The following is a 26,074-nucleotide window of genomic DNA, read 5'->3' on the forward strand; positions in this document are numbered from 1 at the left end:
TGAACTAATTTACAAACAATCAACATGAAGCTAACACTCTCTGAACGAAAGATCCTTACTCTTGATGATATGGATATCAATCACGATTAGTTCACTAATCAGGAGATGGGGGAGAATGGATTACATGACTAGCAATACCAAGAGAGTAAGGCACCGCAGATTGCTCATCAGCGCGACAGTAGCAGCGATGCTCTGGCAATCACTCATGATGCCTGTTATGGCGTTGGATGAAGAATATACGACATCAACTATAGAGACGTCTATCCCAACCGACACTGCTCAGCCTGAGCCAGTTGCGCCAAGCGTTAGCCAGACCGATCAAGCACCGGCGTTGTTGATTACCGAATTGATGATCGATCCGGCAAATATAGGCAGCAAGGATGGCTATGAATACATAGAGGTGTATAACAATTCCGGGCATGACATTCAGACGAAGGATTACAACCTGGTATATCGATATCCGACATATCCGAGTACAGCGGATGTTGTCGTGCCTATGGGAGATCGCTTGATCCACGCGGGGGAGTCCTTTGTCATATGGCCGAAGAATGCTGGCAACGAGACACAAACGGTTGCTGAATTTAAACAGATATACGGCTTAACCGCGGATGATCGCTTAATTATTGAATCCGGATGGGATGGCATGGCAAATACGGCTTCACGTACGCTCCTTATTACAGAAGCAGCGGATACAGCGGTTGCCAATCCTATAGTGTCCGTTTCCTATACGAAAGAGGATGTTGTTATAGAGAAGGGTGTGCATTATGCCGTCCCTAAGACGGGAAGCGTGATGATGAAGCTGGGCGTGATGCCTGCGTCTCCATTGACGGTGATGCAGAATCAGCACACCTATATGGAACCTATCGTGATCCAGCACAGCGCCCCTGCGCAAGCGAACAGCGGTGAAGATGTGACGCTCTTTGCCAACATCACAGGCGGCGAGGCGAGCCGTATCCAATCCGTTGAATACAAGACGGATAAGATGGAAGTGCCGCAGCGTGTGCCGATGAACACGGTAACCGAGTCCGTTTACAGCGCAACTTTGACAGCTGATCAGCTTCTAGATGCAACCATGCTTCAATATACGATTGAAGCGATGAACAGCCAGCAGCAGATCAATTCTCAGACTTATAAAGTACCGATTCTAGCAGCTAGCGATATGCCATCCTATGTGCCGGAGCTGCTCGTTACAGAGCTGGTGGTGAACTCCACCAATGTCGGCGGTATGGATGGATACGAGTATATCGAGCTCTATAATCCTACTAATAAGCCTGTCGATATGAAGGACTATACGATTCGCTATCGCTATCCTGAAGAGGGCCCGGAGGCAGATCTGTGGTGGAGTCCGGAGAATCCGGTCATCGTACCGCCAGGAGAAACGGTCGTATTCTGGATTATCAATTCAGACAATATCAACTCAACGGCGGCAGACTTTAACGCTAATTACGGATCGAATCTCACAGAGGATGTGAATCTGTTCCGCTTGCACAACAACGGTATGTCCAATTCCGGAAAGCGTGCAATATCGATCTCTACCAACACAGGATTGGATCGCTCGGTTGCAGTGTATAACGACGAATCAACGCCTATAGATGGGAAAACGGCTGATGCTTCGATCATCTATAAGTATGATGAGAACACGCGCCCGAACATGATTAAGGCGAGCGGCGGCAAGGAGAAAGGGACACCTGGCACACTCCAGCCATATCAGAAGCTGCCGAAGCTGTACGAGGCGGCAGAAGATACGACTCCGCCGCAGGTGTCGCTGCGTGAAACACCGTCTGGAGCACCAGATACACAAGACTTGAAGCTGGTGTTTGATGCTTCGGACGACCAAGATGTGAAGACATTGACGCTGTTCTATCGTACAGATGCTTCTAAGCCGTATGAGCAGCGCAATATTAATCGGGTCAACGCTGACAAGACGTTGTCCTATACGATTCCAGCCTCTGACTTAATCGGTCATGAAGCGGTGGAGCTGTACGCGACAGCGTCAGACGGAACCCATGATACGCAGATGCCTGAGGTGCGCATTCCGATACAGAGCTCCACCAAACAAGGGCTTCGAATGAACGCGGCTGATGGGCAGTTCATGTCAGGAGAGCAGCGTATCAAGGCGGCCTCTGGCTTTGAACGTACGAACACCCTCCAACTGTCTATTGATGGAGTGCCTGTTCCTACGGATCAATTGCAGCCGGCTATGGAGCAGCAAGTGCTGTTTTCATTTGATGTGAATAAGACGAATCTGTTCTTCAAGAACGGTGTTGTCTTAAATGGAGAGATCATTCACGTATTCGACGACACAATTAACGGATGGCAGACGTTAACTGTGCCGATTGATCCTGATAAGCTGGCCTACGGCAGCACAGTGCCGATCACGATTCGCGCGGGCTCTAAGGCAGGTACATTTGACGAGTCCGATAACCTAGACGACTTTATGATTCGCAATATCCGACTGGTGCTCGCTGACGGAACGACGCTTCGCGATGCGAACTATATGGATTCGACGAAAGAATGGGATATTGGCGACAGTTCAGGCATGAAGAAGCAGCATGACTTCGAGTTCACGGTTCCCGATCTGAAGTTCAACGGACACGCGTACACGTGGGATACCACAGCTGTTAAAGAAGGCGCTCATACGTTGAAGGTGACGGAACAGGGTGGACAGGAACAAGAAGTTCAAGTTGTCGTTGATAATACAGCTCCTGAGCTTGAGCTTAATGTCAAGCCGGAGGAAACCGTAAAGGGTACACTCGTGGTTCAAGCCCATGCTAAGGACAACCTGTCAGGTATCGACACATTGACAGCAACCTTAAACGATAAGCCTGTATCTCTGCCGCTGGAATTGCATTCCGCTCTGATGCCTCCTGGTCAGCATAAGCTGGTGGTAAAAGCTGTTGACCGTGCGGGCAATGCAACCGAACAAACAGCAGTGCTAAATGTGCAGGTGGAATTGCCAGACGTTCCGAAGCTGGTATCAAGCGTGCTGAATAAGTCTAAAACGAGCGGTCAGCTGACAGTAGAAGTTAAGGATCCAACGGATGATCCGCTAAAGGTATCGTTCTATGAAGGCTTTACTTATCTTCCGACAGATACGTCGACGATGAGTGTATATCAAGCGGCAAGCGATGTAGAGCCGCCACAGCAGTCCAAGCTGCCGAATGAGCATCAGCTTCAAGGGGAGCAGTTGGCTGCAATGCAGAAGGAAGACGACCAAGCAGTCCGTTATGACTCGTGGAATCAGTTCCCGTATCAGCGCTTCGAGCTAGTCGTTGACGAGCGGGTCTCTACGGGAGATGAGATCAGCGTTGAATGGAAGGGCAAGTCGCTTCCTGGACGCAAGGTGACGATGTACGCTTGGAATGTAGAAACAAGCAAGTGGGATGTGCTCGCTTCGCAGGTGGCGGGTGAGAGTTCATTCTCACTAAATGGTCATGCGGTTGTAGGGCCTTATATGAATGAAGAACGCAAAATATCCGTAATCGTCCAGGATGAGGTTGCGCCTGCAGCCAGTGCGGACGAAGCGAAGGTTCAAGACTTCAAGATGGTGTGGATGTCGGATACACAGTACTACTCTGAATCTTATCCGTACATCTATGAGTCAGAAGTGAATTGGATTGCGGATAACAAGGATAAAGAGAACATTCGCTATGTGTTCCATACAGGTGACGTCGTAGATAAGATGTATGAAGAGATTCAGTGGGAACGTTCTGATCAATATATGAAGGTTCTAGAAGAGGCTAATGTACCTTATGGCGTGCTTGCGGGCAATCATGACGTCAATCATAAGGATGAGGACTATTCGAAGTTCAGTGAGTATTACGGTGAGGATCGATTTAAAGACCAGCCTTATTATGGCGGCTCCTACAAGGATAATCGCGGTCACTATGATCTGATATCGGTGGATGGCATGGACTTCATCATGGTGTATATGGGCTGGGGCATCTATGAAGAAGAGATTCAATGGATGAATGAAGTGCTGGCGCAGTATCCGGATCGGTTTGCGATCTTGAATTTCCATGAATATTTGCTCGTGTCGGGCGAGCGCGGACCTGTCGGCAATCAGATCTATGAGGAAGTCGTCAAGACGAATCCGAACGTGATCGGTGTATTAAGCGGGCATTATCATGACGCGGAAACGAAGATCGATGCGATTGACGACAACGGTGACGGTACACCGGATCGCAATGTGTATCAGATGCTGGCTGACTATCAGGGCGGCCCAGAGGGCGGAGAGGGTTACATGCGCCTCTTGGAATTCAAGGCTTCACCTGACGGTAAGCGGATCGAGCGTATTGATATGAAGACGTACTCGCCTTATAAGGATGACTATAACTTTTACGATACGCCAGAGTATCCTGGCAAGGATGAGTTTGTGATCGATTGGGATATTGAGCCTAAGCTGAAGCGGGTTGAGACGGATATGTTCCGTGCGGACATCTACACGAAGCATGTTATCGGCACGGTTGATCCAGTAGTAAGCGGCGCGCAGGCGACCGTGAAGTGGGATGGCTTGAAACCGGAGCAAGATTACGCTTGGTATGCGGTTGCTGAAGATGCATTCGGCGGCAGTTCCCGATCTCCTGTGTGGCGATTGACTGAGGTTGGGGATGGCGGCTCTGGTGAAAATGGAGGCGGCAGCGGTAACGGTGGAAACGGCGGTAATGGCGGTAATGGCGGCATAACTGACGGAGGCGGTTCTACAGGCAGCACGGTGCCGGCAGAAGCGGTATTGACTGACGGAGTATGGGCGTTTAGTCAGGAGACGGAGAAGTCACTCCTTGATGCTATTAAGAAGCATCCGCAGCAGACAGTAACCGTAAAGGCGGAATTAAGCGGCGGAACATCGGGCTCAGCAGATTGGAAGCTCGGTTTGAATGCTGCGATCATGCAGGCAGCGGCGGCACAAGGTACATCCTTGCATATAGAAGTAGGGGATGTTGTGGTTGAACTTCCGGATTCTATGCTGAAGCATTTCCCATCGGATGGTGAGCGATTAGTATTAGGCTTGACGAGTTCGCTTACAAGACAAGAGCTCGCAGCTAACGCGAAGCTATGGGCTGATTCAGGACTGGCGTGGACAGGCGAAGCGTTCCGTTTCACTGTGAATGTGGAATCGCAAGGCAAGTTAGGTCAGCTACCTTCAGCCATGAAAGGCATAAGCTTGGCATGGCAGGCGAAGTTAAGTGACGGAGCATGGTATGTACAGTCGGCTGCGGCTGACAGCAAGCCTGCAAAGGCGAAGTCAGAAGGCGCTGCTGTACGGGCGGAGTTGACGGGTTCGGAGCTAGTGGGTGCGACATTTACAGCTTTATCAAGCTTTGCGGATGTAGGTGGACATTGGGCGAAGGAGTTCATCACTTCCGCAGCGGCGCTTGGTTTGGTAAACGGCGTATCGGACACTCAATATAAGCCGAACGCGTCCGTTACACGTGCGGAGTTTGCGGCAATGCTAGTGCGGACGTTGGAGGGCATATATGGAGTAGACAGCGATACCGCTGGATCTGGGGAAGCTAAGTTTAAAGATGTAGCTGCCAATGCATGGTATGCGGATGAAGTGGCGGCAGCAGCTCGTCTCCAGCTGATCCAAGGCGATGGAGGCAAATTCCGCCCGAATGACCGCGTGACGCGTCAGGAAGCGATTGTGATGCTAATGCGCGCAATCGAGATCGCAGGCCATGAAGCTGGCAGCACAACGTTAACCTATGCGGATAAGGAACAGATTGCGAAGTGGGCGCAGCCTTCGCTGCAAGCCGCACAGTCGTTGAAGCTCATTCAGGGACGTGACGGCAACCGATTCGTGCCGCAGGGCGAGATGACGCGTGCAGAAGTGGCGAAGCTGCTCATCCAGTGGATAAACCTGTAGTCTATCGCATGATGAATTGAAACAACATGAAGCTCCCCTTAATCTATACCTTGTCGGTAGGATTGAGGGGGCTTTTTTATCATTTTGACTCAGAAGGAAGAATAAATGAAGGAAGTACGGGAACAAAGGGAGTATGCTCCCCCTAAAAAGGTTGCAAAAGCAGCCTGTTTCCTAGATAATTGTACAATCAGACTAAGTCAAGAAGGGGTATAGGCGATGAGTGAAACACGTTCCAACCCGCTATCGGATAAATGTCGAGTCCGCATCACGGTCATAAGCCGCCAGCAGGATGAACGCGTGGAGCAAGCAGCTGAAGGCGACCTTTATGTTAAGGGCAGCAGCTTCTACCTTCGTTATACGGAGCAAGTACAGGATCCGAACCATGTGAAGCGACGAAGTGGTTCGCAGATGGAGAATAGCGCCCCCGTTCAGGAAACTGCGGTGATGCTGAAGATCAGCGCTGATGAGTGGAAGCTGACTAGAAGCGGTTCCGTGAGATCCGAGATGTCATTCGCACAAGGCGCTGCGCGCAGCGGTCGATATGAATCTAAGGTGCTGTCATTTCCGTTAGAAACACGCACACGGATGATGCGGCGCGAAGACGAGACATTCCAAATGGATAACGGTGAAACCTGCAGCATCCCGGCTAAGCTCAGATGGAGCTATGAATTATTTGTAGATGGTCGAAGCACGGGGCGATTTGATATACAGATACGTTTGCAGCCTATAACAGGTGAATCGTTATAGCGGTGTATGAAGATATAGTCGGCTCAGCCGAGGCAAGGTCATCAAAGGGAGGATATAACAAGATGAATACCGGTGTTATTGAACGGATGAATGAAACAGTTAAGGCTGCAATAGAAGAAGCGATTGTGAAAGCAGGAATCGTCGAGCGCGAACAGCTTCCGGCTTTTGTGATCGAAGTGCCGAAGGACAAGTCGCACGGCGACCTGGCAACGAATGTCGCGATGCAATTGACACGTATTGCAAAGCGCAATCCTCGTCAGATCGCGGAAGCAATTATTGAGAATATGGATCAAGCGGCTGCTTCGATTGAAAGCGCGGAGATTGCAGGTCCAGGCTTCATTAATTTCCGCATGAACAAGAGCTATCTCTACGATGTCGTGCGCGAAGTATCCAAGCAAGGCAGTGATTACGGCCGCGTGAATATCGGACAAGGCCAGAGCGTGCAGATTGAGTTCGTCAGTGCGAACCCTACAGGCAGCCTTCACTTGGGTCATGCGCGCGGCGCGGCAGTGGGCGATGCGCTCTGCAACGTGCTCGACTTCGCAGGATATGAAGTGAATCGGGAGTATTACATTAACGATGCGGGCAATCAAGTGATGAACTTGGCATACTCCATTGAAGCTCGTTACAAGCAAGCGCTGGGTCAGGATGCAGAGATGCCTGCTGACGGCTATTATGGCGAAGACATTAAAGGCTTTGCGCAAGAGCTGGTAGCGAAGGAGGGCGATCGTCTCTTGTCGCTGTCCGATGAGGAGCGTATCGAGTATTACCGCAGCTACGGCTTGGAAAAAGAGCTGGATAAGATTAAGCGTGACTTGGCGCGTTTTAACGTGCATTTTGATACATGGTTCAGTGAGACTTCCCTGTACAAGAGCGGAGCAGTTATTAAGGCGCTCGAAGCTCTTAAAGCAGGCGGCAAAGTATATGAGGAAGAAGGCGCTACTTGGCTGCGCACGACTGACTTCGGCGATGACAAGAACCGCGTCTTGATCAAGAATGACGGATCTTATACGTATCTGACGCCAGACGTCGCTTACCATCGCGACAAGTATGCGCGCGGCTTCGACCGCATGATCAACATCTGGGGTGCTGACCATCACGGTTATATTCCGCGGATGAAGGCGGCTATGGAAGCGCTCGGCAACGATCCGGACAAGCTCGTGGTATTGATTGCTCAGATGGTGAGCTTGTATCAGGACGGCGAGAAAGTAAAAATGTCCAAGCGTACGGGTAAAGCGGTAACGATGGAAGATCTGATGGATGAAGTAGGCGTGGACGCGATCCGCTACTTCTTCACGATGCGTTCGATGGATTCGCATCTCGACTTCGATATGGATCTAGCGATCTCCACATCGAATGAGAACCCTGTGTTCTACGTGCAGTATGCGCACGCGCGCATCTGCAGCATTTTCCGCCAGGCGGAAGAGCAAGGCGTGGCGCTTAAGCCGCTTGCTGAAGTAGACTTCAGCTCTCTGAAAGCTGAGCATGAATATGATCTGCTCCGCAAGATGGGCGAGCTGCCGGAAGAGATCGAGGTCGCGGCACGCGAATACGCGCCGCATCGCCTGATTCGCTACGTATATGAGCTAGCTGCTCTGCTTCATAGCTACTACAAGGCTGAGCGCGTCATTACAGAGGACGCGGAGCAAACGCAAGCGCGCCTCGCATTGCTCGGCGCTGTGCGTACGGTAATTGCTAATGTATTGCGCCTTGTCGGAGTTTCCGCGCCAGAGCGCATGTAATAGAACTGCATGGAGGCTGTCCCGCAAGTCATGAGAGTGACTGCGGGACAGCCTCTTTGGGTTGTGTGGCAGATAGGCAGACGGGCAGACAGTTGCCACCATTCTAACGGACACAGAAGCCGTTATTTTACGATAATGAGGCAAATTATCGAGTTTCGCGGACACAGGAGCCGTTATGTGCATCCGAATGAGCGATTCTCGTCCGTATTGGAGCAAATAGCGGAACCACGGTCCGCTAGGTTGCTGAAAAAGCCGACATTCCCATAAATAACGGTCTGTGTGTCCGCAAGCGTCCGCAAGCTCGTAAAAAAGAAACCTCTCCTTGGGCATGATGTGTATACGGACTGTTAGAGCAGTCCCGTTACGCCGAGGATTGGTTTCTTTGTGCTGACATGAGAATACCAAATGTGACATTGTCGCTTTATTGACTGTTTATGTCGCGCAGCAGACGCGCAACATCGACTTCACCCGCTGGTCGTGTCGTGCTGCGTCGAGCCGTGCGGCTCGTGGTTGGTGTTGCTGTTCGTTTAAGAAGGGCCTTAATATCATTTGGCTTCAAGCCCGGTTTCAGGGCAAGCAGCAAGGCTATCGTGCCGCTTACATGAGAAGTGGCCATGGAGGTGCCGCTCATTTCATGGTATTTGTTTTTCAACCATGAGGAGACGATCTTCTCACCTGGCGCGTATATATCAACGAAGCTGCCCCGATTGCTGAATGGCGCGATCAGTCGATTGGCATCTGTAGCACCAACTGAGATGGTTTGACTGTAACGTGCTGGATAATCAATCGACTTGCGCTTGGCATCGTTGCCAGATGAGGCGACGATGGTGATACCGGCATTGTACGCGCTGTTTACTGCCTTCAGCAGTGATTTGCTGCGTGACTTCATGCCGAAGCTCATGTTAATAATGTGTACTTTATTGCGCACGCACCAATCAATGCCCGCAATAATATCAGATACAAATGCCGAACCGTTGCTATCGAACGCCTTCACGGGATGAATCAAGGCGCGCGGCGCGACACCAATAATGCCGTACATCTGATTAGAAGCGGCTATCGTTCCTGCGATATGGGTGCCGTGGCCATTGTCATCATGCGGAGCTGAACCGCGCTGCACCAGATTGACGCCGGACAAGAGAGAACTGCTTAGATCGGGGTGACGATAATCCGCCCCAGTGTCGATAACACCGATATGGATGCGGTGGCCAGTTGTTACACTCCAAGCCTGAGGAGCTTTAATCTGGCGAACGCCCCATGGAATTCCGCGCTCCCAAGACACCGTCTTGTGGGATGCCGTATGCATCGTGAGGCGGACATCTTCTTCGATCCACAAGTCGCCTTTATCATCTGCTAAGCGCTCGTATGCCGCCCTGGACAGCATGCAGCGAACAGCAGAGATAAGCGGCTCTTCCCGTACCTCCTCAAGCAGGGGATTATCGGGAACTGCCTGCCGCAGCGCCTCGGCACAATGCTGATATAGATTGGCATCTTTAAAGCGGATGAGATATGGGCGTTTGTCTTGTCCGCCTAAGGAGAGATCTTGAAGCAATAGCTGGAGAAAGACCAATACATCCAATGTGGAGTCCCCTCCCGACAGGTCCTAGTGCGTTATCGTATGCGTGATGAAGGGAGGTGGACTGGTATAGTTGCCTTTTTTCCCAAAGTTAGGCCTTCCCCCGTGTCAAAGTAAACTGAAGGACATAAGATGGAGTAGAGCCGGCGAAGGGCTCAGCACGCCATGGTCGGAGGCGCATCACGCCTTCGAGTGCGGATACAGTCGAACGCGGAGGGAGCCCCTTCGCGTTTCCCTATTGTAGGACGAGAATGGCATACATATGAACTGTCTGTGAAGAAAACTTGCATTTTAAGAACAAATCGGTTTTACTTAGGTGTGAACATGGATATCTTGATAGAAGATATGCTTAAATGAACTTGATGTTTGAACATTTGTGAGAGGATGGATGTGTATATATGAGCACCCCATTGGACTTGAAATTAGATCCAGAAAAAGTACAAGAGATCCCGATGGTAGATCTGGCGTTTCTTATTCTTAAGACAGCGAATACGCCCTATTATTACCGTGATCTGATGAATGAAGTGGCGAAGCTTCGCGGTTTGTCAGAAGAACAGATTATGGACGTTATCGCTCAACTATATACGGAAATTAATATCGATGGACGTTTTGCATGCGTGGGAGGCAACACTTGGGGCTTGAAACGCTGGTACCCAGTTGACCGTTCGGAAGAGGCTGCACTGGCTGGTAACTCGAAGCGCCCTCGCATCATCAATGATGATGATGACGATATCGAAGATGACGACTACACAGAGGAAGATGATTCTTACTCTGGTGACGAGGATTTCGATTTCGTTGATGAAGACAGCGAAGAAGAGATTTACTCTGATGAAGAGAACGAGGAAGTTGAAGAAGAGGAAGAAGTTATTCTCGACGATGAAGAGATGGACGAGGATGCTGAAGAAGAGGAAGAAGCCGAGGAAGATTATGACGATGAGGATGACGATCTTGACCGATAATCGTGTCATATGAATGCCTCTGTAGATGCCGTCTGCGCTATCGATTATTCGATTGCTGAGTGCAGGCGGCATTATGTTTTTTATGCTGTTTATCACCCTTGACATGGGACGAGCGAACAGGTAAACTATCATATGGGCTTTGGATTTGTTAATTAATTTTATAGTGATGGATAGAAAGTGCCCCGTGACTACGGGAGTCACTTTTTTGTTTTTTTATGGCATGTTTGGCAGCTATTTTTCATGTTAAATTTGGATACGATAACATCATGAAATACATGAAACAAGCAATCGTTAGATGCTGCAAACAAAGCCTCCCGAGAACTTGTCATGATTGCACTTGATCATAGGAGGGTTTCACCAGTGACAAAATATATTTTCGTAACGGGCGGCGTCGTATCGTCTTTGGGTAAAGGTATAACGGCTGCATCCCTTGGCAGACTGCTGAAGAATCGCGGACTGAAGGTCACGATTCAAAAATTCGACCCGTACATTAACGTGGACCCAGGAACAATGAGCCCTTATCAGCACGGCGAAGTATTCGTGACGGATGATGGTGCGGAAACGGATCTCGACTTGGGACACTACGAGCGCTTCATTGACATTAACTTGTCCAAGAACAGTAATGTCACGACGGGTAAAGTATACTCCTCGGTCATTTCTAAAGAGCGTCGGGGCGAGTACTTGGGCGGCACAGTTCAAGTTATTCCTCATATTACGAACGAGATCAAAGAACGCGTTATGCGCGCGGGCAGAGAATCTGGCTCGGACGTTGTAATTACGGAAATCGGCGGTACAGTAGGCGATATCGAGAGCTTGCCATTCCTAGAAGCGATTCGTCAGCTGAAGAGCGATGTGGGTCGCGATAACGTGATGTACATTCACGTTACGCTCATTCCTTACATCAAAGCAGCGGGTGAAGTGAAGACGAAGCCGACACAGCACAGCGTGAAGGAACTTCGCAGCATCGGTATTCAACCGAATATGCTTGTCCTTCGTACGGAACGTCCGATCTCGGAAGACTTGAAACGCAAGATCTCGCAGTTCTGCGACATCGATGCGAACGCAGTAGTGGAATGCCGCGATGCTTCGACACTGTATGAAGTACCGCTTGCGCTTCACGAGCAAGGCATGGATGACATTGTCGTCAACCACCTGAAGCTGCAGACTTCCGCTCCAGACATGAAAGATTGGATCAAGCTTGTTGACCGCGTGAAATCGCTAGAAGAACAAGTAGAGATTGCAATCGTTGGTAAATACGTAGAGCTTCACGATGCATACTTGTCGATCGTAGAAGCATTGGCGCATGCCGGCTTTGAATCGAATTCCGAAGTGAATATCCGTTGGGTAAACGCTGAAGAGATTACGGATGCTAATGTTGCAGAGGAGCTTGCGGGCGTACACGGTATTCTGGTACCTGGCGGCTTCGGTGACCGCGGTATCGAAGGTAAAGTATCTGCGATCCGTTATGCGCGTGAGTCGAAGACTCCGTTCTTCGGTATCTGCCTCGGTATGCAAGTTGCCGTGATTGAATATGCTCGTTCCATCTTAGGATTGGACGGCGCTAACAGCTCTGAGATTAATCCAACCACTCAATACCCAGTAATCGACCTGCTTCCTGAGCAGAAGGATATTGAAGATCTGGGCGGAACGATGCGTCTTGGACTGTACCCATGCAAGCTGAAAGATGGTTCCCTTGCAATGTCATGCTACAATGATGAGCTGGTGTACGAGCGTCACCGTCATCGTTATGAGTTCAACAACGAATATCGCGAAGCTGTTGAACATGCGGGTCTGATCATTTCTGGTACTTCGCCGGATGGCCGTTTGGTTGAAATCGTGGAATGTCCTGAACATCCTTGGTTCTTGGCAGTGCAATTCCATCCAGAGTTCACTTCCCGTCCAAACCGTCCACAACCGTTATTCCGTGAATTCGTCAAGGCTGCAGTGAAACACCGCGGTTAATGACTAGAAGAATAAGAGTCGTCCTAAACTGAGGTTTGGGACGGCTCTTTGTGCATTTGGGCGCGCATCCAATGCTGATGTTACTTATTTTTTTTCATTTAACTCACAAATGTTTAGTTGAAATGTAGAATGTAAGGAGGAATTTAACAATCGAACTCGAATAAATACCCCAAGTGATATACAGCGGGAGGGGTGCCAAGTGAATAATAAGAAAGTATTAATTGTTGATGACCAGAACGGTATAAGGGTTCTTCTCATGGAAGTGTTCGGCAGCGAGGGGTATATCACCTATCAGGCCCCTAATGGCAAGGTTGCATTAGACATCGTACGCAATGAAACGCCTGATATCGTATTGTTGGATATGAAGATTCCGGGAATGGACGGATTGGAAATACTGAAGCAGATTAAGCTGATGGAGCCGGACATGAATGTGGTCATGATGACGGCGTATGGAGAGCTGGACATGATTAAGGAAGCAACGGAGCTGGGGGCGCTTATGCATTTTACGAAGCCATTTGATATTGATGAGATGCGTATAGCAGTAAATGCGATTCTTCAAGTCCCTTCACATTAATCGAATATGCTGACTTCAGAGCATGCTTTTCGTCATAACCGCTAGTTCCTAAGTCGGGTTACTTGAGTCCGATTGTCTCTCTATGTGTTCTATTGTACTATTTGGCAAGCTGCTAATTGTGACAAATTATTATACTGTACACATCCCAATTGTCAAGAGGTTGTTTACTTTTCTGGGGGTAATTGTGGTATAATAATTCGAGTACGAGATATTGGCTGCTAACAAGAATTATTTTTTGATGCAACAGCTAAGCGTATTAAGCGATTTTGTACACACATGTGTTAAGCATATGGGAATAACATCGTTTATCGGTGTTCTTCCCATTTTTAGTGTTATCGTATGAAAACTGTTTAAGCCAGTATTTGAAACCTGAAGCATAAGATGCTAAGATGCTCACAAGGATAATAAACATGGTATGAAATTGGGCTCTAGACTAGAGCTGTTTACAGCAATGGGAAGTAAGCTTTCATATGGTCATCCCGCAGTAACAGATCCGTCATGCAACATGAACGGGATTGATGCGGTATTGACTTCATGCATGTTGTAGGGGGAACGGGATGCACGATGGAAAAGTTAATGATTAGCGGAGGACGGCCGCTGCGCGGTACCGTGCAGATTAGTGGAGCGAAGAACAGCGCAGTTGCGTTATTGCCTGCTGCCATCTTAGCGGAGACTGAGGTTGTCTTGGACAACTTGCCGGAGATTAGTGATGTTGTAACCTATACCGAGATTATTACAGAGCTTGGCGGTGTCGTAGAGAGTAGTGATTCCACTATGCGTATCGATCCGTCACAGATGATATCCATCCCGATGCATAACGGACTCGTTAAGAAGCTTCGTGCATCGTATTATTTGATGGGAGCGCTGCTAGGGCGCTTTGGTGAAGCTATCATCGGCTTGCCGGGAGGCTGCAGCTTTGAGCCTCGTCCAATAGACCAACATATTAAAGGATTTGAAGCGCTAGGAGCAACCGTCACCAACGACCACGGGTCCGTGCATATTTACGCGCGTGAGTTGAGGGGAGCCAAGATATATTTAGATATTGCTAGCGTAGGTGCTACGATTAATATTATGCTGGCGGCTTCAAGAGCTAAAGGTCTGACAACGATTGAAAATGCTGCAAAAGAACCTGAAATCATAGATGTCGCTACACTGCTGAATTCGATGGGCGCACGTATTAAAGGTGCGGGAACCGAGACGATTCGCATCGAAGGTGTTGAGAAGCTGCATGGCTGTCGACATTCTATCATTCCGGATCGCATTCAAGCGGGAACATACATGATTGCAGCCGCAGCGACACGCGGCGATATTATTATCGACAACATCATTCCGAAGCATATGGAAGCCTTGACAGCTAAGCTTCAAGAAATGGGTGTTGAATGTATCGAGGGTGATGAATCCATACGCGTAATTGGCAAGCCGGAATATACCAGTGTGGATGTGAAGGCGCTGGTGTACCCTGGATTCCCTACCGATCTTCAATCACCAATGGCTAGCTTGCTGACTCAAGCAAAGGGAACTAGCATGCTATCGGACTTTATATATAGCGGTAGATTTAAGTATGTACCAGAATTGCATCGTATGGGTGCTAAGATTCGAGTGGAAGGGCGCTCGGCTATTATTGAAGGCAGTCAACTGAATGCTGCCAAAGTATGTGCTAGCGATCTTCGTGCTGGAGCGGCGCTTGTAGTAGCAGGATTAATAGTTCCAAATGGCATTACCGAAATAACAGGTGTAGAGTATATTGACCGCGGCTATCATCGATTAGTAGAGAATCTTCAACAACTTGGTGCAGAAGTATGGCGCCATACTGAATAAGTCGTACCAATTTGGGTAAGTCTATAGTAATGACCTTCGAATATTTATCATCTGTTACCAGTCCATTACTTGTCACCTTCGCTGACAAATCCGAATCCTGATGCCTATCCCTTGTCTATCGGTTATACACCCATATGATAATTTAATAGATCATAAGAGAGTACATGCTTAATGTGCTCTCTTTGCAGAAGTTCTTAATGGATGAATCAATACCGCAAGTACTTATTTTGAAAATTCTTCACCCGCATACAGATCATGATCGTGATATGTCTGTTAGTATATGAGAACGAGAATAGGAGTTGTATTATATGGATCTGCAAATGTCCGATTTGGAAGGAAAGAAACTGGCTGAGTTATACAAGCTCGCGAAGCAGTTTCAGATTGCTGGGTATGGCCAGATGAAGAAGAAAGAATTGATTATTGCCATTTTGCGTGCTCAGGCGGAGCAAGGCGGTTTCTTGTTCTTGGAAGGTATTCTTGATATTTTACCAGAGGGCTTTGGTTTCTTGAGGCCGATAGGCTATTTGCCAAGTGCGGAAGATATCTATATCTCTCAATCACAGATTCGCCGGTTCGATCTGCGTACAGGAGATTTGGTATCTGGTAAGTGCCGTCCCCCTAAGGAAAATGAACGTTACTTCGGTTTGCTGCAGATTAACGCCGTCAACGGAGAGAATCCGGAAGAAGCGGCTCAGCGCCTCCATTTCCCAGCATTGACACCTCTCTATCCGCAGAAGAAGCTTGTCTTAGAGACCACCTCTGATAAGATTTCCACGCGAATTATGGATATGCTCGCGCCTGTTGGCCTAGGTCAGCGCGGTCTGATCGTTGCTCCTCCTAAAGCAGGTAAGACCATGCTTATTAAAGAGATCGCCAACAGCATCTCCACTAATCATCCCGATATTGAACTGTTCGTACTGCTTATAGATGAACGTCCAGAAGAAGTAACGGATATGCAGCGCTCGGTTAAGGGTGAGGTAGTAGCATCCACATTTGATGAGGTGCCGGAGAATCATATTAAAGTAACGGAATTGGTACTGGAACGCGCACTTCGTTTGGTTGAGCATAAGAAGGACGTTGTTATTCTCCTCGATAGTATTACTCGCTTGGCGCGTGCTTATAACCTGGTTGTACCTCCATCAGGGCGTACACTCAGCGGCGGTATCGATCCGACAGCTTTCCATCGTCCGAAGCGTTTCTTCGGTTCTGCGCGTAACATTGAGGAAGGCGGCAGCTTGACCATTTTGGCAACAGCGCTTGTTGAAACAGGTTCCCGTATGGACGACATTATATACGAAGAATTCAAGAGTACAGGTAACATGGAACTCCATCTGGATCGTAAATTGTCTGAACGCCGCATCTTCCCTGCTATCGACATTCGTCGCTCTGGCACACGTCGTGAAGAGATGCTTATGTCGAAGGAAGAGCTGGATAAATTGTGGGCGATTCGAAAAAATATGACGGAGAGCAATGAGATCGTAGATCAATTCATTAAGAAAATGCGTGATACGAAGACGAATGAAGAATTTTTCGCTGCGCTTGATTTGAGTGGAAATATTAGTGGGCCGCCAACTCGTCGCTCACGCAATTCGTCCGTCAGCTAACGCATAAGGCTACTGGGGAGGACATAAGTAACAATGAATGTAGTGTACGCGGATGCAGAAGGAAATATATTTGACCATGAACATATGATAGGGTTGGCTCGAAGCGGCGACATGATCGTCGAAATTATGGACGATGAGCTCATTCCGATGCCTGAAGGCGCGACTCTAGTTGGATTGCCGTGTACGCGGCCGATAGGACTTGATCCGGATACGGGCGAGATGACCGCCATTAAGGGTGATGTGCAGGCTGTTGGCGCATTGCTGCCGCAAGGATATACTCGATTGCACATCCCGGCTTATGTAAAGACAGATAAAGAGCAGAAGCTTCCGCTCTTTGGCTATTCAGCTGTGGTGTGGAAGGACGATCAATTCTTTGTCGCGGCGCATCCATCCGATGACCCTTATAAGTGGGATCCGCTCAACTGCGACCGTGATGAGCTGCGTAAACAGGTAGTTACTATTACGGAGAAATATCCAGAGAACCGTCTGTACCAGCATTTATCTAACTGCGCATTGGAGTATGAATGCCTGACGGCGTCGAATACATTCCTGCAGCGTTGGGAAGGTGCGGTACCGGTATCTTATTCGTGTAACGCAGGCTGCTTCGGATGTATATCGGAACAGCCGGATGACAGCGGCTTTCCTGCTCCGCAGACGCGGATGAAGTTTAAGCCGACAGTAGATGAGCTTGTCCAGATTATGATGGAGCATCTGAAGACGCCGGAATCGATCATAAGCTTTGGGCAAGGCTGTGAAGGTGAACCTTCCACGCAAGCCAAGATCATTATCGAGGCGATTAAGGAAGTTCGTCGCCAGACGGATATGGGATACATCAACATTAACACGAATGCGGGACTTACCGATTTCATTCGCGGAATCGTTGATGCCGGTCTTGATCTGATGCGTGTAAGTACGATCAGTGCGCTAGACGATCACTATAACGCCTATTACCGCCCACGCGGCTATACGCTTGCGAACGTGGAGAAGTCGCTGCGCTATGCTTCCGAGCAAGGGGTATACACCTCCATCAACTACTTGGTGTTCCCAGGTGTGACGGACCGCGAGGAAGAGATTGAGGCGATGGTGGAGTTTGCGCGTCGTACGAAGCTGCGCTTGATTCAATTGCGGAATCTGAACATCGATCCGGAGAGCTATCTGGAGCTTATCCCTAAAGCTCAGGGTGAGATGCTGGGGATGAAGCAAATGATCGATATCTTCCGCGAGGAGCTTCCTGATGTGGTGATAGGCTCTTATACACATGTGCCGCCTGCTCTGCTGGCGCGGGAGAAAGCTCGGTACTAGCTGTAAGGACTGCCAGTTGCTCCAACGTTACTTACTTGCGTGGACGAGCGCTGTATGTTATACTGCACTTTGTGTCAACATAACTCTGGGCACGCAAAGGGCTCAGGGCGGAAAGAGGTGAATTCGATGAACGAAGCAATTCAACCGAAATATCATGCTACGACTGTTACTTGCGCTTGCGGCAACTCTTTCGAAACAGGTTCCGTTAAGGAAAACCTGAAAGTCGAGGTTTGCTCCGCTTGCCACCCATTCTTCACAGGTAAGCAAAAGTTCCTGGATGCAGGTGGTCGTGTCGATCGTTTCAAAAAGAAATACGGCATCTAATTTTATACGTATGTTATACAGCGAGCTCCTCTGCCATTATGGCGGGGGAGTTTATTTTTTTACATAAATGTTTAGGTTGGCGTCCGTCTGGTCGAATGCGATACATGAATCTACCTCATTAAAGCATTCGAAAATCATACTGATTAGTAAGATAACAGGTTAATTCCGCCTTACATCAATATTTGAATTTTGCTTCTCTTCATCAGTACATAGAGCACAAAATGCAAAAAAAGACTCCGCCGTGTACGGTATGATCTATATGCGGAGTACTAGGGGGGGGATGGCATATGATGTGGATTGAGCATAAGCGGTGGGTTATGGTCGCTATTCGCTACATAGAACGGCATCTAAAAGAAGATATCGATTATGACGATATTGCTCGCCATACGGCTGTGTCACGTTTTCATCTGCATCGCATCTTCATGTCACACGTTGGCATGAGCGCAGCGGCTTATTTAAGAGAGAGAAGGTTGACGGAAGCGGCGGTTGAGCTGCTTCATACGGATAAGCGAATTCTGGATATAGCGCTGGAATACTGCTTCTCTGGTCAAGATTCATTTACCAGAGCCTTTAGTCGCTTCTATTCGTTGACTCCGCAGCAATATCGGAGAGGATTTAGACCATTTACACTTAAGGAGGAAGATGTGGATATGGAGTCGCCATTTATGGATGAAGAGCAAGCATATGTGAATCATCACAATGTTCCTAAAGGGTGGATGCTGACTGGGGTATACCCGCATCAGTATGAGGTAGGTGTCGATCGTAAGGTTGTGAATCGGGGAACGGCTTCGGGGACGATCAAAGGTGGTCCGGCTACGAATGCCCAAGGCTTCGGCACACTGATGCAAATGGTCAAAGCGGATCATTATCGTGGAAAACGGGTGCGTTTGACGGGATTCATCAAGACGGAGGAGGCAAACTCCGCTGGCATGTGGATGCGGATCGACGGCAAAGATGAAGAAGCGTTAGCTTTTGATAATATGCAGAATAGACCGATTATGGGAACAACGGATTGGATGTCTTATGATGTTGTGTTGGATGTCGCGGATAACGCCAGTGCTGTAGCATTCGGAGTGCTGCTCATTGGCCCGGGTCAGGTGTGGATTGACGGAATACGGCTGGAAGAGGTGGATCGCTCGGTGCCTACGACAGATTCGATGGGTGAAGGTATGCATGAACTGCCAGATCGTCCTGTCAATCTGGACTTTGAGGAACTGAACGGAGAGTAACAGCGGTCGTATGTAGTAATGGGGGGACGCATACATGTTGGAGAGGATCATAGAGTACGGCTTCGGCTTTTTCATTGACATTGTTCGAGGAGACTATCCATTTCAGATCGTATTAGGAGTAATCATACTTGCCATTGCAGCGGGATTGGCAGAAGTGTGGGCTTGCAAGCTTCGTCGTGTCTCATTGGGCTCATATAAATGGTTAAAAGTTGGATTGGAATCAGCGTTGGGTTCGTTTTTGCTCATTGGTTTTAGTGTGTTTGTGTTCAAGTCTCTAGGACGGGCATTTCCCAAGGCGGGGTTTCCTGCTCCTGATCAGTCGGAATTGCTTGCGGGCTTGGGTATAGCGACTATGGCTGTTGCTCTAGCTGAATGTATCCTTGTAGAGCTGGCAGTGGTAAAGCGTAAGTCGATCGAATTGAATGCATTCTGGCTGCTGCTTGGATTCAGCGGCACGGTGGTTAGCGCCTTCGTATTGCGATGGATCCTTGTGCTCCCTCAAGCTACTGATATCGTCTATATCAGTGCAGGAATATTAGCGACGTTAACCACAGTTGGACTCAGCTCGATTAGACAGGAATCTGAACAGGAAAGCGATGGAGTTGCAGATCCTGCAGAGGCATCTACCTGAATAAGATCCTCAGAGCATACTTGTGCCGCACTGTGAGAGCTGTAAATGTTTTACTTAGGTTGCACTTTGTCCAGAAATGTTCTATACTAATCCTTGCCGTGCTAGATGGGGAGGTAGCGGTGCCCTGTAACTCGCAATCCGCTATAGCGAGGTTGAATTCCTGTTAGAGGTTTTGTCGATGTGGGGTCTGGTGTCTGCACGTGGTGTTGACGGTCGGGTCCTTCGCAATGGGTACCTATGAATCTGGTCAGGTCCGGAAGGAAGCAGCCATAAGTAGGTTCACCCATGTGCCGGAGGGAAGCCTGGCCCGAGCCATTGTACAGAAGTGCCGCTCGGATCGCAATTATCAATAACAGGTGCACGGTTTCCATATGAACAAGCATGAACACCGATGAGAGTCGGTGTTTTTTTGTTTCCACAATATTTACATATTTATACGGTTTTAAGAAAAAATGAGCAGGATTCTGGCGCGTTCACGGCGAAAGAATTAGCTCAACATCACGTATCGCATGTCATATCGGCAATCTGAAGTTGAGGTGGATGAATGCTAATGAATAGACCAATCACTCATTCAGACGTTCGTGACGTTAGTGAAGAAAGAAGCTGCCAGCAGATGTCCTTACTGCAGCAGTTCGCAGACGCCTTTTTACGGGATGTCAATCTGGGAGTTTTGGTATTGGATACACAGTTTCATTTGGTTGAGATCAGCGACACAGCTTGTGATCTTCTTGGATGGCAGCGGAATGCGGTTATTGGCTGCCGGGTGAATGAGTTGTTTGGCGATATGCCAACTGAGCACCATCTTGTCCAACGTTCAGTGCTTGAAGGTGCCGTTGTCAGAAATCATGCGGTCTCGTGGACGAATGATCAATATCGCTATGACTTGCTGGTAGATTCCAATGTGCTTCGCAACTCATCCGATGACATTGAAGGCGCATATGTCATATTCAAAAATATATCCAACCTCCGCTCATTAGAAGAGCAGGTGAGGCGCAGTGATCGATTGGCCATGGTCGGACAGATTGCTGCAGGTACAGCGCATGAGATTCGCAACCCGTTAACCTCGATTAAAGGCTTTATTCAGATGTTCAAAAAGTCGTTTACTCATAAGGGTATGGCGAAAGAGGTCGAGCATACCGAGATTATGCTGGCCGAGATTGAGCGTATCGATGAGTTAGTAGCTGAATTTCTGCTTCTAAGCAAGCCGAAGCAAGTATGTATGGAGAAGTTGTATATCCAGCAGGTGTGGGAAGAAGTGCTTCCGATCCTTCATGATGAGGCGTCTCTGAATCAGGTTCAGGTTCAATATGACGGTGGAGAACTCAGCCATCCGGTTGTAGCGGATCGCGAGCTGCTCAAGCAGGCATTTATCAATGTATCTATAAATGCGATTGAAGCTATGGTAGAAGGCGGCACCCTGTCAGTGGAAGTTCGGGTGGATGAACCGAGCAGGCGGATGCAGGTAATCATCCGAGACACAGGTCCAGGCATACCTGGATTCCTGATGGATAAAATATTTGATCCTTTCTTTACGACAAAATGTGATGGGACGGGGTTGGGCCTGGCTGTATGCCAGCGCATCATTCATGATATCGGCGGTGTAATCCGAGTATCGTCTAAGGGCTATGGAACCACCTTTACGATATCAATTCCTTACTAGGTGCTGTAAATTACAGTCATTCCCTGTATATTTGATCTGGGGAATGGCTGTTTTTTTAATGAATGTGATATAGTATAATATAAAAGATTCCTTATCACTCTCGACTTTATGAAGTATAGATAAAGCGAGAAGATTGTTATCGAGGTTACAGCATGGGTCATATTGCATTGTATCGCGCTTGGCGCTCACAATCATTTCAAGAGATGGTGGGTCAGAAGCACATTATTCAAACGTTGCAGAATTCGTTGCGGGAGCAGCGGTTTTCGCATGCTTATTTGTTTAGCGGACCGCGGGGTACTGGTAAGACGAGTGCAGCTAAGATATTGGCGAAAGCGGTCAACTGTGAGCATGGGCCGGGCCCTGAACCTTGTAACGAATGCGAAGCTTGCCGCCGTATAACGGCAGGCGCTGTTATGGACGTGGTGGAGATTGACGCCGCTTCCAACCGAGGCGTTGAAGAGATTCGCGATCTTCGGGAAAAAGTAAAATATGCGCCAACCGAGGTGCGTTACAAGGTGTACATCATTGACGAGGTACACATGTTGACGACTGAGGCTTTCAATGCGCTGCTTAAGACGTTAGAGGAGCCCCCGGCACACGTCATGTTTATACTGGCGACGACGGAGCCTCATCGACTTCCAGCGACTATCATTTCGCGCTGCCAACGCTTTGACTTCCGACCTGTATCATTGGATGAACAGGTGGAACGGCTTGAGCTGGTTTGCCGTGAAGAAGGCATTGAGGCTGAACGGGAAGGACTGACATACATCGCCAAGCTGTCTGATGGCGGTATGCGCGACGCCCTGAGCTTATTGGATCAGGCTTCTTCCTTTACAGATGGACGCATCACGTATCAACAAGTATTGAACATTACGGGCGGAATGCCCGAAGAGCAGTTCGCCAAGCTGGCTGTGGCTGTTCGCGATCAGGATGCCGCTACGGTACTGACTGGCATAGAGCAATTGATGCAGGAAGGAAAGAGCGCGGATAAATGTATGGAAAGTTTGGTGTACTTTTTCCGCGACATTTTGATGCTTAAGCTCGTACCTAATGGGGAGAGCATGACTGGCCGAATGACTCGAATGGAGTTGGCCCGAGAATTGGCGGATTCATTCTCGACAGATCGATTGTTTGCGATTATTGACTCGCTCAATCGCTATCAGACCGAGATGAAGTATGCGGTTCAACCTCAGACGCTATTCGAAGTGGCGCTGCTTCATATTGCGACAACGGAAGGCGCTGCTCAGGCAAGTGCAGATGGGCAAGCTCAATCTTCACCAACGGATCATGCATTGGTTCAGAAGCTTCAACAGCAGATTAGCGCGTTGGAGACGAAGTTGAACCAACTGCTGAAGAATGGGGTACCTGCCTCCCAAGCACAGCATCCTTCCGGGGGCGAACGGCCTGCCGCGCGTCAATTGCAGCGTGTGTCCTCCGGTGCGAAGAAGCCGCCGCAATTTGAGCAGTATGTGGAGAATCGCAATTCTCCTAACTTTGCGAAGATACGCGGTCAGTGGGGTCAAGTGCTGCAGCGAGTGAAGGAAGCGGGCGTTACGATTCATGCCTGGCTGGTCAACGGTGAGCCGGTCTCTGCGCTTGAAGGCAAGGTGTTGGTCGCATTTAAGAACACCATTCATCGTGACACGACGGAGAAGCCATCTAATAAGCAGGTTATTGAGCGTGTGCTTAGTGACGTGTTAGGTGCGGCCTATCAACTGGATACGATGATGTTGAAAGACTGGGAAGACTCGGTTGAAGCGAAGCCCGAAGAGCCGGAGACGGCTTTTCAGCTGGAACCGGAAGGTCAGGACCAAGCTCGTGAACCTTGGATTGACGAGGCGATCCATATGTTTGGCGAAGACCTCGTTATCATAAAAGAATAAACCCATAACTTTGGAGAATAAAGGAGATTTATTGTCATGAACAATATGAACCAAATGATGAAGCAAGTTAAGAAAATGCAAGAGCAAATGCTGAAAGCGCAAGAGCAGCTTGCAGACAAGAAAATCACAGGTACTTCCGGCGGCGGCGCTGTAACAGTTGAAGTTAACGGCCACAAAAAAGTACTTAGCATCGCTCTGAAACCAGAAGTGGTTGATCCAGAAGATATCGAAATGCTGCAAGACTTGGTTATGACTGCGGTTAACGATGCGTTGACGAAAGCAGAAGATCTTGCTAATGACGACATGTCCAAATTCACAGGCGGCATGAAGATCCCTGGATTGTTCTAATTCGGGAATTATTTATACGGATTAAGAAGAGATAGTGGTGCTGATCCTTATACTAAGGGTAGGGCACCACTATTTGTATGCCTGCCAATATAATTGGCAGTGACAGATGGTCAGAAAGGGGAACGGGCCATTGTATTATCCCGAACCGATAGCTAAATTGATCGACGCCTTCACTCGTCTCCCGGGAATCGGGCCAAAGACGGCGGCGAGGCTTGCATTTCATGTCATTCGCATGCAAGAGGATGACGTGATCGACTTTGCGAAGGCGCTCGTCAATGTGAAGCGCAATCTGCATTATTGCTCGGTGTGCTGCAATATTACGGATACGGATCCATGCCGCATCTGCCAGGACAAATCAAGAGATGGATCGGTCATCTGTGTTGTGCAGGAAACGAAGGACCTTGTTGCCATGGAACGGACGAAGGAATTCGATGGGTACTATCATGTGCTGCAGGGAGCGATCTCGCCTATGGAAGGGGTCGGACCGGAGGATATTCGATTGGCGGAGCTGTTGAAGCGGTTAAGCGATGAACGTGTCAAGGAATTGATCCTTGCGACCAATCCGAATATTGAGGGGGAAGCGACTGCGATGTATATCTCGCGGTTGGTTCGTCCGTTTGGTATCAAAGTGACGCGTATTGCGCATGGGCTGCCGGTTGGCGGCGACCTGGAGTATGCGGATGAAGTGACCTTATCTAAGGCGTTGGAAGGCCGCAGAGAGCTGTGATTCGCGCAAAACTATAATAAAGTTGTAATGAGCAGGGGCCTTGCTTCTCCGACATATATCGGGGGTGCAGGGCTCTTTTAGTTTATTTGGCTGCCTAAGAAGATTACTGACTCATGAATCTTTACGTTCTATATTACTCGGGACAACCATAGTTTAATTTAGACAGGCTGGAGGGGTGATAGATGATGTGGAGATGGATGAATCGCAAAATGAAACATGATCTTCATGAGGAGTTGGACAGAGAGCTCCTCTTGCGCGACATTCAGGTTGCCTTCCGGAGATGGAGGACTGCGCAGCTGCAGTTTGACTATGCCTCGGGTCAGGAAGAGATTGACTATGCCATCTATATGCTTAAAGCAACGGAAGCCAGATTGTCGGTATTGCTTGGACAAGCAAAGAGGGTGGGATTGGTAGTGCATGATCGTAGCTATTTGAACGGGGCAAGAAGAGGAGGTGGGATGTGATGAAGACGATTATGCTCGTCATATTTGTGGTATCGCTGCTCTCATTGTTGTTTATGCTGTTTCGGCGTCCTAACACGGCTCGTTTTATTACAGGCTTTGTCGTACACGGAATAGTGGCGTTTGTACTGTTATATATGGTGAATACGATGGGGTGGATCGGCGATGTGCGTGTGCCGACTAACCCTGCTACACTGGTTACTGTCGGTGTGTTGGGTATTCCGGGATTGGCGTCAATCATATTCCTAAAAATGGTTTGGTTTTAATGGTTGACGAAAGCTTGTATCGTATGATAAATTAATACACGTCGCTTCGGACGAAACGATTTTAAAGAAACGAAATGATGTCGAAAGACATCGAAAAAACTTTAAAAAAGTTCTTGACTTCGAAAACGACAATGTGATATATTAATTAAGTCGCCGCTGAACGGCGGTGAACAAAAGAAAGTGACTTACGGGTTACAAATTGTTCTTTGAAAACTGAACAACGAGCGAACGCTAGAATGATCAACGCGAACTTGTTCGCATGATTCATTCAGCGGGAATGTTAGAAATAACGAGTTAAACTCGTCAGCAATACAAATGAGCAAGTCAAACACTTTTATGGAGAGTTTGATCCTGGCTCAGGACGAACGCTGGCGGCGTGCCTAATACATGCAAGTCGA

General features: G+C 48.6%; 19 protein-coding genes, 1 rRNA gene and 1 other RNA gene. 20 read left to right on the forward strand and 1 reads right to left on the reverse strand.

Annotated elements, in window-relative coordinates; all coding sequences use genetic code 11:
• Positions 1–124: 124 nt before the first annotated feature.
• From ACXX53_RS19645 to argS, 3 genes are all read left to right on the forward strand, one after another.
• Positions 125–5,866: an S-layer homology domain-containing protein gene (locus ACXX53_RS19645; protein WP_458570387.1), complete on the forward strand. Its 5,742-nt coding sequence runs from the start codon at positions 125–127 to the stop codon at positions 5,864–5,866.
• Between the two features lie 216 nt (positions 5,867–6,082).
• Complete coding sequence (locus ACXX53_RS19650) at positions 6,083–6,613, forward strand: DUF1934 domain-containing protein (RefSeq protein WP_458570388.1); 531 nt, start codon at positions 6,083–6,085, stop codon at positions 6,611–6,613.
• A gap of 62 nt (positions 6,614–6,675) precedes the next feature.
• Positions 6,676–8,355: an arginine--tRNA ligase gene (gene argS / locus ACXX53_RS19655; RefSeq protein WP_458570389.1), complete on the forward strand. Its 1,680-nt coding sequence runs from the start codon at positions 6,676–6,678 to the stop codon at positions 8,353–8,355.
• A 421-nt stretch (positions 8,356–8,776) separates the two neighbouring features.
• Here argS and ACXX53_RS19660 read toward each other — a convergent pair whose 3' ends face one another.
• Positions 8,777–9,931, reverse strand: coding sequence for a S8 family peptidase (locus tag ACXX53_RS19660; RefSeq protein WP_458570390.1), 1,155 nt, complete (start codon positions 9,929–9,931; stop codon positions 8,777–8,779).
• A 395-nt stretch (positions 9,932–10,326) separates the two neighbouring features.
• On the opposite strand from ACXX53_RS19660, the gene rpoE reads away from it, so the two are divergent.
• From rpoE to ACXX53_RS19745, 17 genes are all read left to right on the forward strand, one after another.
• On the forward strand, positions 10,327–10,887 hold the full coding sequence (gene rpoE / locus ACXX53_RS19665) for a DNA-directed RNA polymerase subunit delta (protein WP_458570391.1): 561 nt from the start codon (positions 10,327–10,329) through the stop codon (positions 10,885–10,887).
• Between the two features lie 360 nt (positions 10,888–11,247).
• Positions 11,248–12,849, forward strand: a complete 1,602-nt coding sequence (locus ACXX53_RS19670) for a CTP synthase (protein ID WP_458570392.1) — start codon at positions 11,248–11,250, stop codon at positions 12,847–12,849.
• Positions 12,850–13,048: 199 nt separating this feature from the next.
• Positions 13,049–13,423: a response regulator gene (locus tag ACXX53_RS19675; protein ID WP_458570393.1), complete on the forward strand. Its 375-nt coding sequence runs from the start codon at positions 13,049–13,051 to the stop codon at positions 13,421–13,423.
• A 564-nt stretch (positions 13,424–13,987) separates the two neighbouring features.
• Positions 13,988–15,241 carry a UDP-N-acetylglucosamine 1-carboxyvinyltransferase gene (locus ACXX53_RS19680; protein ID WP_458570394.1) on the forward strand — a complete coding sequence of 418 codons (1,254 nt, stop codon included), beginning with the start codon at positions 13,988–13,990 and terminating at the stop codon, positions 15,239–15,241.
• Between the two features lie 308 nt (positions 15,242–15,549).
• Complete coding sequence (rho, locus tag ACXX53_RS19685; RefSeq protein ID WP_458570395.1) at positions 15,550–16,845, forward strand: transcription termination factor Rho; 1,296 nt, start codon at positions 15,550–15,552, stop codon at positions 16,843–16,845.
• Positions 16,846–16,878: 33 nt separating this feature from the next.
• Positions 16,879–18,147, forward strand: a complete 1,269-nt coding sequence (locus ACXX53_RS19690; RefSeq protein WP_458570396.1) for a radical SAM protein — start codon at positions 16,879–16,881, stop codon at positions 18,145–18,147.
• 126 nt (positions 18,148–18,273) lie between these two features.
• Complete coding sequence (rpmE, locus tag ACXX53_RS19695) at positions 18,274–18,471, forward strand: 50S ribosomal protein L31 (RefSeq protein ID WP_458570397.1); 198 nt, start codon at positions 18,274–18,276, stop codon at positions 18,469–18,471.
• 290 nt (positions 18,472–18,761) lie between these two features.
• A complete protein-coding gene (locus tag ACXX53_RS19700; protein ID WP_458570407.1) occupies positions 18,762–19,700 on the forward strand; it encodes a helix-turn-helix transcriptional regulator in 939 nt (312 codons plus the stop codon).
• A gap of 34 nt (positions 19,701–19,734) precedes the next feature.
• Positions 19,735–20,331 carry a hypothetical protein gene (locus tag ACXX53_RS19705; protein WP_458570398.1) on the forward strand — a complete coding sequence of 199 codons (597 nt, stop codon included), beginning with the start codon at positions 19,735–19,737 and terminating at the stop codon, positions 20,329–20,331.
• A 96-nt stretch (positions 20,332–20,427) separates the two neighbouring features.
• Positions 20,428–20,695: signal recognition particle sRNA large type (gene ffs, locus ACXX53_RS19710), an RNA gene on the forward strand.
• A 186-nt stretch (positions 20,696–20,881) separates the two neighbouring features.
• A complete protein-coding gene (locus ACXX53_RS19715; RefSeq protein WP_458570399.1) occupies positions 20,882–21,991 on the forward strand; it encodes an ATP-binding protein in 1,110 nt (369 codons plus the stop codon).
• Between the two features lie 152 nt (positions 21,992–22,143).
• Positions 22,144–23,874 carry a DNA polymerase III subunit gamma/tau gene (gene dnaX, locus ACXX53_RS19720; protein ID WP_458570400.1) on the forward strand — a complete coding sequence of 577 codons (1,731 nt, stop codon included), beginning with the start codon at positions 22,144–22,146 and terminating at the stop codon, positions 23,872–23,874.
• Positions 23,875–23,910: 36 nt separating this feature from the next.
• The gene (locus ACXX53_RS19725) at positions 23,911–24,222 is read left to right on the forward strand and encodes a YbaB/EbfC family nucleoid-associated protein (RefSeq protein ID WP_458570401.1); all 312 of its coding nucleotides are present in this window, start codon (positions 23,911–23,913) and stop codon (positions 24,220–24,222) included.
• Positions 24,223–24,352: 130 nt separating this feature from the next.
• Positions 24,353–24,949: a recombination mediator RecR gene (recR, locus tag ACXX53_RS19730; RefSeq protein ID WP_458570402.1), complete on the forward strand. Its 597-nt coding sequence runs from the start codon at positions 24,353–24,355 to the stop codon at positions 24,947–24,949.
• Between the two features lie 182 nt (positions 24,950–25,131).
• Complete coding sequence (locus ACXX53_RS19735) at positions 25,132–25,413, forward strand: DUF2508 domain-containing protein (protein WP_458570403.1); 282 nt, start codon at positions 25,132–25,134, stop codon at positions 25,411–25,413.
• Complete coding sequence (locus tag ACXX53_RS19740) at positions 25,413–25,676, forward strand: pro-sigmaK processing inhibitor BofA family protein (RefSeq protein WP_458570404.1); 264 nt, start codon at positions 25,413–25,415, stop codon at positions 25,674–25,676. The genes ACXX53_RS19735 and ACXX53_RS19740 overlap by 1 nt, the downstream gene beginning before the upstream one ends.
• A gap of 333 nt (positions 25,677–26,009) precedes the next feature.
• A 16S ribosomal RNA gene (locus ACXX53_RS19745) occupies positions 26,010–26,074 on the forward strand; the annotation flags it as partial.

Source organism: Paenibacillus marinisediminis (assembly GCF_054343325.1).

Excerpts from the sequence above, each read along its gene's own strand:
- ACXX53_RS19645 (WP_458570387.1), top strand. The coding sequence starts at position 125 with ATGACTAGCAATACCAAGAGAGTAAGGCACCGCAGATTGCTCATCAGC.
- ACXX53_RS19650 (WP_458570388.1), top strand. The coding sequence starts at position 6,083 with ATGAGTGAAACACGTTCCAACCCGCTATCGGATAAATGTCGAGTCCGC.
- argS (WP_458570389.1), top strand. The coding sequence starts at position 6,676 with ATGAATACCGGTGTTATTGAACGGATGAATGAAACAGTTAAGGCTGCA.
- rpoE (WP_458570391.1), top strand. The coding sequence starts at position 10,327 with ATGAGCACCCCATTGGACTTGAAATTAGATCCAGAAAAAGTACAAGAG.
- ACXX53_RS19680 (WP_458570394.1), top strand. The coding sequence starts at position 13,988 with ATGGAAAAGTTAATGATTAGCGGAGGACGGCCGCTGCGCGGTACCGTG.
- rho (WP_458570395.1), top strand. The coding sequence starts at position 15,550 with ATGGATCTGCAAATGTCCGATTTGGAAGGAAAGAAACTGGCTGAGTTA.
- ACXX53_RS19690 (WP_458570396.1), top strand. The coding sequence starts at position 16,879 with ATGAATGTAGTGTACGCGGATGCAGAAGGAAATATATTTGACCATGAA.
- rpmE (WP_458570397.1), top strand. The coding sequence starts at position 18,274 with ATGAACGAAGCAATTCAACCGAAATATCATGCTACGACTGTTACTTGC.
- ACXX53_RS19700 (WP_458570407.1), top strand. The coding sequence starts at position 18,762 with ATGTGGATTGAGCATAAGCGGTGGGTTATGGTCGCTATTCGCTACATA.
- ACXX53_RS19705 (WP_458570398.1), top strand. The coding sequence starts at position 19,735 with ATGTTGGAGAGGATCATAGAGTACGGCTTCGGCTTTTTCATTGACATT.
- ACXX53_RS19715 (WP_458570399.1), top strand. The coding sequence starts at position 20,882 with ATGAATAGACCAATCACTCATTCAGACGTTCGTGACGTTAGTGAAGAA.
- dnaX (WP_458570400.1), top strand. The coding sequence starts at position 22,144 with ATGGGTCATATTGCATTGTATCGCGCTTGGCGCTCACAATCATTTCAA.
- ACXX53_RS19725 (WP_458570401.1), top strand. The coding sequence starts at position 23,911 with ATGAACAATATGAACCAAATGATGAAGCAAGTTAAGAAAATGCAAGAG.
- ACXX53_RS19735 (WP_458570403.1), top strand. The coding sequence starts at position 25,132 with ATGATGTGGAGATGGATGAATCGCAAAATGAAACATGATCTTCATGAG.
- ACXX53_RS19740 (WP_458570404.1), top strand. The coding sequence starts at position 25,413 with ATGAAGACGATTATGCTCGTCATATTTGTGGTATCGCTGCTCTCATTG.